Origin of the sequence: Paenibacillus sp. FSL H8-0261, assembly GCF_045040645.1 — a bacterium.
In the GTDB taxonomy this organism is placed as follows: domain Bacteria; phylum Bacillota; class Bacilli; order Paenibacillales; family Paenibacillaceae; genus Paenibacillus_AQ.
Genome location: NZ_CP150297.1, coordinates 3,152,808 through 3,164,564 on the forward strand (window position 1 = coordinate 3,152,808; position 11,757 = coordinate 3,164,564).

13 protein-coding genes are annotated in these 11,757 nt (G+C 42.0%); 10 read left to right on the top strand and 3 right to left on the bottom strand.

All coding sequences use genetic code 11. The features are described 5' to 3' along the window. Nucleotides 1-10: 10 nt before the first annotated feature. Nucleotides 11-1,099 (top strand): efflux RND transporter periplasmic adaptor subunit, encoded by a 1,089-nt coding sequence (locus tag MHI27_RS14040; RefSeq protein WP_379421712.1) that lies wholly within the window; start codon nt 11-13, stop codon nt 1,097-1,099. An 18-nt stretch (nt 1,100-1,117) separates the two neighbouring features. Here the strand turns inward: MHI27_RS14040 and nagZ are convergent, their stop codons facing one another. Further along, nucleotides 1,118-2,188 (bottom strand): beta-N-acetylhexosaminidase, encoded by a 1,071-nt coding sequence (gene nagZ / locus MHI27_RS14045; protein WP_339247855.1) that lies wholly within the window; start codon nt 2,186-2,188, stop codon nt 1,118-1,120. A gap of 49 nt (nt 2,189-2,237) precedes the next feature. Between nagZ and MHI27_RS14050 the strand changes: the two genes are divergently transcribed. Continuing rightward, the gene (locus tag MHI27_RS14050; protein WP_231573442.1) at nt 2,238-2,447 is read left to right on the top strand and encodes a hypothetical protein; all 210 of its coding nucleotides are present in this window, start codon (nt 2,238-2,240) and stop codon (nt 2,445-2,447) included. A 96-nt stretch (nt 2,448-2,543) separates the two neighbouring features. Beyond that, nucleotides 2,544-3,047, top strand: a complete 504-nt coding sequence (locus MHI27_RS14055; RefSeq protein ID WP_042187878.1) for a ferritin — start codon at nt 2,544-2,546, stop codon at nt 3,045-3,047. A 43-nt stretch (nt 3,048-3,090) separates the two neighbouring features. On the opposite strand, the gene MHI27_RS14060 is transcribed toward MHI27_RS14055, so the two are convergent. Next, on the bottom strand, nt 3,091-4,449 hold the full coding sequence (locus MHI27_RS14060) for a PQQ-binding-like beta-propeller repeat protein (protein ID WP_405176526.1): 1,359 nt from the start codon (nt 4,447-4,449) through the stop codon (nt 3,091-3,093). Between the two features lie 307 nt (nt 4,450-4,756). Here MHI27_RS14060 and MHI27_RS14065 point away from each other — a divergent pair, with 307 nt between their 5' ends. From MHI27_RS14065 to MHI27_RS14085, 5 genes are all read left to right on the top strand, one after another. Continuing rightward, the gene (locus tag MHI27_RS14065) at nt 4,757-5,626 is read left to right on the top strand and encodes a cation diffusion facilitator family transporter (RefSeq protein ID WP_042187882.1); all 870 of its coding nucleotides are present in this window, start codon (nt 4,757-4,759) and stop codon (nt 5,624-5,626) included. A 142-nt stretch (nt 5,627-5,768) separates the two neighbouring features. Then, nucleotides 5,769-6,179, top strand: coding sequence for a bacteriohemerythrin (locus MHI27_RS14070; RefSeq protein WP_081382799.1), 411 nt, complete (start codon nt 5,769-5,771; stop codon nt 6,177-6,179). Nucleotides 6,180-6,366: 187 nt separating this feature from the next. Continuing rightward, the gene (locus MHI27_RS14075) at nt 6,367-7,560 is read left to right on the top strand and encodes a metallophosphoesterase (RefSeq protein ID WP_042187883.1); all 1,194 of its coding nucleotides are present in this window, start codon (nt 6,367-6,369) and stop codon (nt 7,558-7,560) included. Nucleotides 7,561-7,707: 147 nt separating this feature from the next. Then, on the top strand, nt 7,708-8,154 hold the full coding sequence (locus MHI27_RS14080; RefSeq protein ID WP_405176527.1) for a MarR family winged helix-turn-helix transcriptional regulator: 447 nt from the start codon (nt 7,708-7,710) through the stop codon (nt 8,152-8,154). A 52-nt stretch (nt 8,155-8,206) separates the two neighbouring features. Continuing rightward, nucleotides 8,207-9,019: an SDR family oxidoreductase gene (locus MHI27_RS14085; RefSeq protein WP_405176528.1), complete on the top strand. Its 813-nt coding sequence runs from the start codon at nt 8,207-8,209 to the stop codon at nt 9,017-9,019. A gap of 22 nt (nt 9,020-9,041) precedes the next feature. Here the strand turns inward: MHI27_RS14085 and MHI27_RS14090 are convergent, their stop codons facing one another. Further along, complete coding sequence (locus MHI27_RS14090) at nt 9,042-9,515, bottom strand: ferritin family protein (protein ID WP_076286353.1); 474 nt, start codon at nt 9,513-9,515, stop codon at nt 9,042-9,044. Between the two features lie 144 nt (nt 9,516-9,659). Here MHI27_RS14090 and MHI27_RS14095 point away from each other — a divergent pair, with 144 nt between their 5' ends. Next, nucleotides 9,660-10,337 (top strand): response regulator transcription factor, encoded by a 678-nt coding sequence (locus MHI27_RS14095; protein WP_042187886.1) that lies wholly within the window; start codon nt 9,660-9,662, stop codon nt 10,335-10,337. Further along, nucleotides 10,334-11,710: a HAMP domain-containing sensor histidine kinase gene (locus MHI27_RS14100; protein ID WP_339247871.1), complete on the top strand. Its 1,377-nt coding sequence runs from the start codon at nt 10,334-10,336 to the stop codon at nt 11,708-11,710. The genes MHI27_RS14095 and MHI27_RS14100 overlap by 4 nt, the downstream gene beginning before the upstream one ends. The last annotated feature ends 47 nt before the right edge of the window (nt 11,711-11,757 follow it).

Here is an 11,757-nt window from a genome sequence, read left to right on the forward strand (position 1 = left end):
AGCAGAAGTGATGAAGAGGAGAATCAAGTGGATTGTATTGGTATTGATTATTATTACAGCGGGTTATTTTGTATACAACAAGATGTATAAACCCGAGGCACAGCTAGAACCTGTTGAACCACCACAGGCGATAACTTTTGAAGTGACACAGGAAACCATCACCAACTCTGTTCAGGTCAAAGGGAATTCACATTATGAGCAGGAAACGCTTGTATATGCACCATATGCTTCAAAGGTAACAAAGTGGAAGGTTGAGAATGGTGGGCAAGTTAAGAAGGGGGATTTACTGTTTACCCTCGATCAGGAAGCCTTAAAGAATGAAATTGCTACACAAGAGGCGACCATTCGAAAGGCTCAGCTAGAAGCGGAATTAAATGAATTTGTTAGTCAGCAGGACCAGGAGAACGCAGCCCTTGGTGCAACAGAAGCCGAACGTATAAAAGCACTTACAGCCCAAGAATCAGCAAGAATAGGGGATGAGCTTAACCAAGTAAATGCTGAAATACAGGCTCGTGAATTAAAAGAAAAGAAGGCTAAGCTAAATACAGCCCTCTACCATGCTCCTGCAACAGGTGTTTTTCTATTTGACAGTGCGAGTGAAATTCCGCAAACGGTAACAGATAATCAATACATCGGCAAAATTGTAGATATGAACAAGCTTGAATTCATAGCTCTTGTAGGTGAACAAGATGTCTTCCGTATTAAGACGGGAATGAAGGTCGATGTTAAAATGACAGCTTTAAAAGATTTAAAGCTGTCTGGAGAAGTGACTAAGGTATCTAAATTTGCTAAGACTGCTTCGGGTCAAAATACTACTGCTACTTCGGTTCCACAATTTGAAGTGGTAATCTCACTGCAACCTAACGAGCGCTTAATTGGTGGACTAAGCTTGAGCGGAGAAATCGAGACGGTTCGCAAGGAAAATGCCATCGTTGTATCCAGCATCGCAGTAATGCATGAAGGAGATCTCTCCTACGTGATGGTGGATAAAGGCAATGGGGAATATGAACGAAGAGATATCAAAGTGGGCATGGAGACGGCTGACAAAACAGAGGCCGTCTCAGGGTTAAAGGTTGGAGATGTTGTTGTGCTTCAATAGATTGAAATAGACCTAAGCCTATTTCTCAATCGTGAGTCGCCAAGATTTAATATCTTTATTTAGCTCGGTAAGGTCAGGAACCGGAATTGGCTCGTCGGATAGATTATATTTAGCTTTCAATGCTAAAATCCGATAGACGCTCTCATCAATCCGTGATTCCTGTATCTTACCTTTTTTTACATGGTCCAGAAGCGATTCTAATACCCGTTTCTCATTATCATAGCCGTGAGCGATAAGTAAGATATCACTGCCTGCATTTATAGTATCTACCGCTGCTGTGGTAAGGTCATAATTCTTCATGATAGCACCCATAGTCAGGTCATCTGTGATTACGAGTCCTTGATATTTCATGTCACCGCGAAGTAGCTCACCAATGATTTTACTTGATAAAGATGCGGGTTTATCAGGATCAAGTTTCGGGAACAAAATATGAGCGACCATTACGGCATCGGTTCCTTCTTTTATTGCAGCTTGAAACGGGAGCCATTCTAATTTAGCGAGTTCTTCAGCAGTCTTATTCACAATCGGCAGCTCAAGGTGGGAGTCGACGGAAGTATCTCCGTGACCAGGGAAATGTTTGACGACAGGAACAACACCTTCGCTCTCAATTCCTTTCATTTCGGCAATCCCTAGCGTACTGACTAGTTCAGCGGAGCTACCGAAGGAACGATCTCCAATTACAGGATTATCTGGATTGCTATTGATATCAAGGACGGGAGCGAAGTTCATATTAAATCCTGCTGACAATACTTCTCTAGCGAGCAGCTTGCCCATCATTTCGGCAGCGTTAGCATCCTTACGGGTACCGACCTTTCCATTAGAGGGGAAGGAAGCATACTCCTTAGGCATTCGGCTGACTTTTCCGCCCTCCTGATCGATACTCATAAATAAAGGGGCAGGGTTGCCGCTGTTGCTCTCTTTCATGGAATTAACAAGGCTGACCATACTCTTCAGATCTTGAATATTGTTCTTATAAAGGATGATTCCACCGACTTTGTCTTCGGCAATCATCCTTTTTGCTTGATCATCCAGAACGGTTCCGTCGATGCCAACAAGGAGCATTTGTCCAATTTTCTCTTCAAGGCTCATACTTGAAACCTGAACAGCAATTGGATCACTCTCTGAGGAGGGAGCTGCTGTGGAACTCGTAACAGGTGAAGATGTGGATTCTGCAGTCGGCGGATTTGTAGCGGCAGCTTGGGAACTGTTACTGCTATTGGAACAGCTAGTTAACAGAAGCATAGATACCATAGCAGAAGCCATTAAAAAGCTAGCAGAGGATGTAGGTTTAAGGATGTTGCGTGTAAATCTGGTCATTAGAATAGTCGTCCCTTCGTTGCTTATTTAGATGTCAGAAGGATGAATCCTTGCTGACTTAGATACACGGTGATAAGATGAACTTAAATCTTTACATATTAAAATTGAATTATGAGGTGACGGTCAAATGAAAGATGGATTAGTAAACGCACTTAATGAACAGATGAATTTCGAGTTTTATTCCGCTCATGTTTATCTAGCTATGGCAGCCTATTGTTCCGGTGAAAGTCTCGATGGATTCGCAAACTTTTTCTTAATTCAAGCAGAAGAAGAACGATTCCATGCCATGAAAATCTATAAGTTCCTTAATGATCGCGATAATCGGGCGACACTTGAAGCTCTACCAGAGCCAAAGAACGAATACTCTTCGATGCTGGATGCTTTTGAACATGCATTCGCGCATGAGCAACAAAACACGAAACGCTTCTATCATTTAGCTGACTTGGCGCTGGATGAGCGTGAACATGCAACGATCTATTTCTTGAAATGGTTTATTGACGAGCAAGTAGAAGAGGAAGCGCTCTTTAGCAACATCATTAGTAAACTGAAACGAATTGATAAAGATAGCAACGCCTTCTACATGCTGGATGCTGAATTTGCTACACGTACTTTTACAGCTCCTGCTGAGTAAGTAAAGTTACTTAAGATCAGAAGCCTGAGAAATCAGGCTTTTTTTATTTAATTGATGAAGGCAGTTTAATAGCCAGCAGCTTATTATCCGTTCGGATGATCAGCATGCCTCCAGTTTTAAGAGAAGGGGCAAAGTTACGAGATCCTGTCTTCACGGTAAAAATAGGCTTCAACGTCAACATGTCATAAGCGTGAAATAGGCCATCTGATTGTCCGCTATAAACCACATTTCCAAAAAGATCCGTCTGAACTACAGGATTCTCACCATTATTGAGGACTACCGCCTGACCATTTCCAAGTTTGAGTGCGGATAACGTACCTGTATCATAATTGGAATATAACATTCTTTGCTGATGGACTTGGTTTAGAGGATAATCTTTCTCTTTTGCCATAGAAGTCCAGGTTTGAACTGGCTTACCTTCCGCTGAGTAATTCCAGAAATCATATTTCACAAGCTTTTTGCCCTGAAAAATATAGAAGTCATTTCCGTCCAAGAATGCGGTCCCATTTACACCACCAAATGTGAATGCTCCATCTTTATTCTCGGTATCTGTCCATTTATATAAACGTTCTCCTTTAAGTTCACCCGTTTTTACGTTGAATACAGAAACTTTAACATTTCGATTCACAGCGTCATCATCCATCATTAACGTATTGGTAATGGAGTAGAGGAGGCCGTCCTTTACTGCTAGTGGCCACCATTGACGGGTATGGTCCCATAGTTTTTTTCCTGTCAGACTGTCATAAGCAGCAAGTGCGCCAGTTGTTAATGCTCCCTGTGAGAGATAACTTCGAATAACAACCCCATCCGTTTCCATAAGTTCCGATAAGCCTGTAAAGTTATTGCTCTCCTCCGCAGCCTTCCATTTGATCTTCCCGCTGACCGCATCGACAGCGGCCAGTTGACTATCTTGTGTTACATAAATGGTAGAGCCTAACCGTTGTATACTGGTGGCTTTAGGTAGTGATAATGAAGCTGACCACGCTTTTTTACCTGCTTCATTAACGGCATACAGAGAGCCACTCTTAGTCAAACCATAGATAAATCCATTACTGTACGTGAACAACGGGGCTAATGCACTTCCGAATTCCCACATTTTTTTACCTGTTGTAGCATTCAATGCGACTAGTTTTTCATTCCGCTGCAAGGCAAAGACTTTCCCATTCTCGGCAAGGGCTGTAACGTTCTGCCCAGTGATTCTATCTTCTTTTAAGATGGCAAGCGGTGATGACCATACAGGTACAAGAATAGGTGCTTTGACTTCATTGTAATAGGGATTGCTTGTACTTATAACTGCTTGTTCCGCGGAAATGTCGGATAACGATCCGTTGTAAGCTATTGGGGATGCAATGCATGTAACAGCTAAAACTTTAATCATTGTCTTGTGCAAAGACTGAATCATCGTTTCACGCTCCTCAAAAATAGTTATTACTATAATTAGACATTATAAATGGCAAAAAGTTACTACTTCTGTAGAACAAGCATAAACGCCTACGGCTTTTTTTAAGGACGGGAAGCGTTTAAGCGAGAAATATAATACTTAAAGTTGAACTAAGGCAAACTATGTTACGCTCCGCAAAACAGTTATGACCTAGCAACTCTATTTGACGGAGGGAACTATTACGCCTCTTAGCAACACTGTTTCTCTAGACCCACCCGAATCTCGGAGTGTAGTATATAACAATACTATTCTTTGGGGGTTCTTTTTTTTGGAAAATTACAACGACATCAAACAAGGTGAAAAAGGAGCATGGCTAAGCATAGTTGCCTACATATTCCTGTCCGCCATCAAACTGTTTATTGGTACGGTCGCGGGATCTCAAGCGCTGCTTGCAGATGGCCTGAACAACAGTACTGATATTATCGCTTCTATCGCCATACTAATCGGTCTTAAGATCTCCAGGAGACCGCCGGATTCCAATCATAGCTACGGGCATTTCAGAGCAGAGACCGTGGCATCCTTAATTGCTTCATTTATTATGATCGTTGTAGGGCTTCAAGTGCTGTACCAGGGCGTGAACAAATTTATTCAACCCGAACTGGAAAGTCCAGATCTTATAGCAGCCTGGACGGCAGTTTTTTGTGCTGTGATAATGATGGGCGTATATATGTATAACATTAGACTGGCCCGCTCTATTAATAGTAACGCTATGCGAGCAGTAGCACTAGATAATCGATCAGATGCTTTAGTTAGCATAGGTGCTTTTGTCGGAATTGTGGCTTCTGGATTTGGAATTCCATGGCTTGATCCGCTTACAGCGATTATTGTCGGCCTGATTATCTGCAAGACGGCATGGGATATCTTTAGTAAAGCTACACATGATTTAACGGATGGTTTTGATGCGGAAGAGCTTGAACTCATGAAAGAAACCGTTGCTGAAATTGACGGTGTGCAATCCATTAAAGATATTAAAGCTCGCATCCACGGAAATAACGTACTAGTAGATACAACTGTATTAGTAGATTCCGAGCTTAGTGTGGTGCAGAGCCATGATATTACGGAAGAAATCGAAGAACAATTGAAAGATCGGCACCAAGTTTCAAATGTGCTTGTCCACATAGAACCTGTAATGAAGTAGAAACGGACAATGAATTGTGACTTTCCCTTGGATGGTTATGGGATTTTCCCTGTGATGTTGTTAATAGATCTTTTGTGCGGAAAGGTGGAGAATTAGTTGTATTTATCGATATGTTAATTTCAGGAAATGGAATGGTGATTTCGTGATTGAATGGAAGGATTCTTATGATATCGGTGTTGAGAAAATAGACTGTCAGCACAGACAGTTGCTGGCGAAATTGAATGAATTTTTTGATGCTTGCAGTAAGCAGCAGGGGAAAGAGAAGATCGAAGAAACGCTCAAATTCTTGAAGGAATATACCATCGAGCATTTTAGCAATGAAGAGCAATTGATGGAAGAGATCGATTTTCCTGAATTGGCGGAACATCGCAAGACGCACGCTAATTTTGTGAAAGCCGTTCTTGAATTAGAAGAAACGATTAAAACCAAGGGAGTCTCCGTTCTCTCGACGATTAAGCTTAACCGTACGTTAACCGATTGGCTTCTGAATCACATTAATAAATGCGATAAGCTAATTGGCGAATGTATGGCCACGCGGGATAGAGCAGTATAATTGAAGACCTCCAACGAAGATGCCGACGGGCATTTTCTTTTTTTTGACGGGGAATGTGATAAAGAATTATAGTACGTTATTTGATCCATTTTCCGAAGACAGCATCGTAATTTATACTGGGTTAACGGTTTGTGTTATGATTTGAGATAAGACGTATAGAGTTAGTATGGTAAAGGGGAGTGGAACGATGAAAACATTACGAATGTTAGCTTCAGGGTTTGCAATGCTGCTTATTCTGGGCCTTGTTAATTTTTACATTGGGTATCACGGTTGGCTGCTTGTCCATGAATGGTTCTCAGGTGCTTCCTCTGTTCTGTTCTGGACATTATTCCTGCTTGTTGCCTTTGCGTATGTCGTTGGAATGATACCGTGGCCTACAATAGTGAAGCCGTTAGCCAGATTCTTTAAGGTGATTGGGTCGTATTATCTAGCTTGCATGGAATTCGCTATTATCATGTTGCCATTAGCTGATCTGTTATATGTGCTGCTGGGCTGGATGGGTGTCGATCGAACGCACTACGTCTCAGAAGCGGGTGGTACATTGCTAATATTACTGGTTGTTTTTCTAGTCTGGGGTTCGATCAACGCTTGGAGTACAGTAGTTCGTACCCATCCTATTCCCATTGATAAATCTATCGGAACTAGTACGCCACTTACCATCGCGGTTGCATCCGATCTGCATTTAGGAAATATCGTCGGCAATCGGCATCTCAAAAAAATGGTTGCTCAAATGAATGCTATGAAGCCTGATGTGATTTTGCTGGCTGGGGATGTACTTGACGATAGTATTGAGCCTTTTATTCGCAATAGTATGAGTGAACAGCTAAAGCAGCTAAAAGCACGCCATGGGGTCTACGCGGTACTGGGCAATCACGAATATTACGGTGGTTCGATTAAGGAATATACCGATTTAATGAGTAGCATAGGCATTAAAGTCCTACAGGATGAGGTTGAAGAAGTGGCGGGAACGTATATTGTAGGTCGAAAAGATAAGACTGCCGAGACGATGGAAGCCGGAGGTAGATTAAGCGTAAACTCCTTATTGAATGGCCTCGATCTGACGCGTCCTGTGATCATGATGGATCATCAGCCTACCGGATTTGATGTCGCTGCCCAAGAAGGCGTAGATATTCTACTCTCAGGTCATACGCACCGTGGACAGATTGCTCCTAATCACTGGATCACCAAGCGGTTGTTCGAACTGGACTGGGGCTACCTCCGCAAGGATAAATTGCATGTCGTTGTTTCCTCTGGATATGGGACCTGGGGACCTCCAATCCGTTTAGCCAGCCGTTCGGAGATCATTAAGCTTGAAGTGGTGTTAGAAGGGACTAAACAATACAGTGAAGAAGCCGTGTCTACAAAGACGGTGTTAATCTAAAAGAAATCTTTAATGATATGAGGCTGCCCGAATTCGTAGTATTTTTCTGCGAGCTGAGGCAGCTTCTTTTTTTTGACAATTAGTAGTGCTTGTAGTATGGTTTAATATAGTTAAGTACTTAACTAAATTGGAGTTGAAAAATCTAAGATGGATCATTTACAACCGTTGGTATTGAATCAGCCGCTACATACTCAGGCATTTTTCACTTTAGTTGATACTACTGCAAGCTTAGTTTCTGTCTCTGATAAATATTGGCAGTCGAAAGGATTAAATGGCGCAAGAATTCGTATCCTAGTAGAAATATCTAAACAGGGCGGAACGATTTTACCTTCTACATTGGCTCACAATATTGGGGTTACCAAAGCTAATATTAGTCTGTTGCTGATACCCCTAGAGAAAGATGGTTGGATTACCCGCTCGAACCATACTCAGGATGGTAGAAAAAGCGTTATTTCAATTACGGGTGAAGGACAACGATTACTTTTGGAGCATCTTCCCGGAAATCGTCAAGCGGTCGCTGAACGTATGCAGGGTCTGGATGAACAAGAGCTTCGGTACCTCATCGTTTTGTTAGAAAAGCTTAGCAATGGCTAGAAATAAATAATGTTGTGGTCTCTAAAACATGGAACAGAAAGGCTGGGGTGTTATGTCAATTATGGTTACTGGGGCTACTGGTCAATTAGGTAGTTTGATTATAGACAATCTTCTTCAGTTTGTGCCGGCAGGTGAGATTATCGCATGTGTTCGTGATCGGGAGAAAGCAAATGATCTTTTGGAAAAAGGGGTTGAGATTCGCTTTGGCGATTATGATCAGCCTGATACTCTAATTCAAGCTTTTACAGGTGTAGCAGAGCTATTATTCATCTCTAGTTCACATCCCGATGATAACGTCAGATTAACTCAACATTCTGAGGTTATTCATGCAGCATCAAAGGCAGGGGTGAAGCATTTGCTGTATACAAGCTTCGCATTTCCACCTAAAGGACAAATTCCAGCTAATCATGTTCACTTACTTACAGAGCAGATGATTCTTAAATCAGGTATTGACTATACATTTCTACGCAACGCTTTGTATATGGATTTTGTAGATGTACTAGGGCTGAAAGAGGCGATCCAAAGCGGTGAGTTAATCACCTATCCTGGGAACTGGCTATTTAATTCGGTGACACGAAAGGATCTCGCTTTAGCTACGGCGGTCGTGCTTACAACTACTGGTCATCTTAATCAGATTTATGAATTTACCGCACCGCGCTCTTGGGACTTCAGCGAACTTGCGGAGGTATTATCCGAGCTGACAGGAAAAAGAATCGTTCATCGGCAGGATTCAAGCATTCAGCACTGGATTTATTCATTCCTCGGGAAGATAGATACAGCTTCTACTTCAAAAGATATGGAGCGACTAATGGGACGGCCTGTTACCTCTTTGAAGGAAAGTGTAATCACTTTCCTTCAGGTTTAAATAATGACTCTGACTAATTCAACTATATAGTGGTTCGATCTAAAGTAAGTAAATAATTATATTTACTGGCATGTTTTAATTCATCTAATATAATCCCATAAACAGTATCGCGGTATACTCCAACAGGCAGACCAAACCATATTTTGCGATACTTTTCGACTGCAGCCAGTTCACCTTGGAGTGCTTTTTCTAAACCTTCTTCATAGGAACTGATCCGTTGATATTGTTCACTACTAATTCCAGTGATATCTTGACCCGTAATTTCTTTGAACATCCCGCGGAACATGGAGTTGTGACCCCGTTCGTCATCTCGTATTGAGGTGATGATGGAGGCTTGCTCGGAATTTGGGGCCAGTTTGATAAGTTCATCATAGAAAAGCTCATCATTTCGTTCACCTTGCACAGCTTCTTTGATTAAATTTAATGCTTGAGGAAGAGAGGTTGCCCAGATAGGTTTGAAATCAGATCTATTCTGAGATAAAGGAGTCCAATTCATAGTTCTTATTACCTCCTGATTCGTTCGTTATTATTAGAGTAGTATATGTACGAATGCCCAAAATGGTCTCTTTCGGTTCTTTAGTTGTTCTAACCCTTTAAAGTTGATACTATGGGTTCATCCGTTATTCAGGGAGTGTAAACGATGAAAAAGATTTTAGTAGCAGATGATGATAGTAATATTCGTACATTATTAAAGCATGTATTGACCAGAGAAGGTTATCAAGTAATGGAGGCCAGCGATGGCCGGGACGCGATACATAAACTGAAAGAAAGCATTGCGGACTTAGCCGTTGTGGATGTGATGATGCCGCATGTGGATGGGTTGGAGCTATGCCAGCATATAAGAGAAACGTATGATATACCGATCATTTTGTTAACAGCCCGGCAACAGCTAAGTGATAAAGAACAAGGCTATTTGCGGGGGACAGATGATTATGTAACGAAACCTTTTGAGCCGGAAGAATTGTTGTTTCGGATCAAAGCTTTATTTCGGCGTTATTCCATCGCTTCGGATGATCGGATTCGTTTAAATTCACTAGTTATTGATCGTAAAAATTATGAGATCACTGATGGTGATGAAGTACTACTGTTACCGGTAAAGGAATTTGAACTGCTCGCGCAACTGGCACAATATCCAGGAAGACTGTATTCACGCAGTGAGCTGATTGAACTAGTATGGGGAATGGATTATGAAGGTGATGAACGTACGGTGGATGTACATATCAAGCGATTGCGTCAACGATTTTTGGATTATCAGAATGACTTTGTGATTCGGACGGTACGGGGAATTGGATATAAATTGGAGATGGTGAGCTCGTGAAGTCTTTGTATGTGAGAATGTGCATTCTCTTTTGCTCGGCCATTGTGGTGAGCAGCCTTCTCGGCTTCTTGGTATCTAATATTTATTATCAAGCTCAGATTAAATCGCAGAACGATGCGAAGCTTACGGGGATGGCCATTGATATCCAGCAGTTTGCAGAATCTCACCCGGAATCTATGGAGGATTACCTGCGAAGTGTAGCTGTACTGGGATATAAGATCTATTTAACCAATGTAGAGGGCCAATCCCGATTTTACGGCAAGCCATTTCGGAAAGAGGACTTAGATCCGCAACAATTAGAGAAGGTCCTGAATGGACAAGTGTATCACGGTGTTGCTGAGTTTCCTGACAGCGCATTTATTACAGGTTTTTTTGACAATCAATTACGCAATACGATAGGCGTACCTATTGAAGTCAATAATGAGACTTTTGCGTTATTCATGCGGCCGGATGCAGAGGTTCAGTTCGGTGAACTGCGCGTGTTTTTTGCTGTCATCATCGGTTTTACCGTGTTATTCAGTCTAGGATTCGTCATGATCAGCGTACTGCATGTGGTCAGACCCATTACACGTTTGACAACGGCAACTAAACGGATTTCAAAAGGTAGATATGATATTAAATTAAATACTTGGCGCCGGGATGAGATTGGCCAGTTAGCCTCACACTTTATGATTATGAGTCGTGAGCTGGAACGGACCAATCGTGCGCGTCAAGAGTTTGTTGCGAATGTGTCTCATGAAATCGAATCGCCATTAACTTCTATTCAAGGATTTGCCCAAACCCTTAAAGATCCTACATTACCAGAGGATGAACGGATAGAGTACCTCAATATTATTGATCAAGAAAGCCATCGTCTATCGATGCTTAGTAAACAGCTGCTAACGTTATCTTCCCTCGATTATGATCCGAATTCCTTGCAGAAGAAACCTATAGATTTGCGTGCACAGCTTCGGCAGGTTGTACAAATCATGGAGTGGAGATTAACAGAGAAGCAATTAGCGGTTCGTTTAAGTCTTGCGGACATTAGCGTACATGGCGATTCCAATCTATTGTATCAGGTGTGGATGAACCTCATTACTAATGCTATCAAATATACACCCGCTGAGGGATCTATTATGATTTCCGCAAAGCTTGACGAAGGGAACTGTGTAGTAACCTTTTCGGATACTGGGGATGGTATTCCTGCTGAGGAATTACCACTCATCTTTGACCGTTTTTATAAAGTCGACCGGGCACGTACACGAGAAACGCATAGTAGCGGTCTTGGGCTGGCGATTACGCAAAAAATTGTAGAGACACATAACGGAACCATAGAAGTATCCAGTACAGTTGGCAAAGGCACGACCTTTACTGTAACTCTTCCGCTTTTGTAACTCGTTATTCATACTCCGTTCATTTTCATCTTCTAAACTGTGACTAT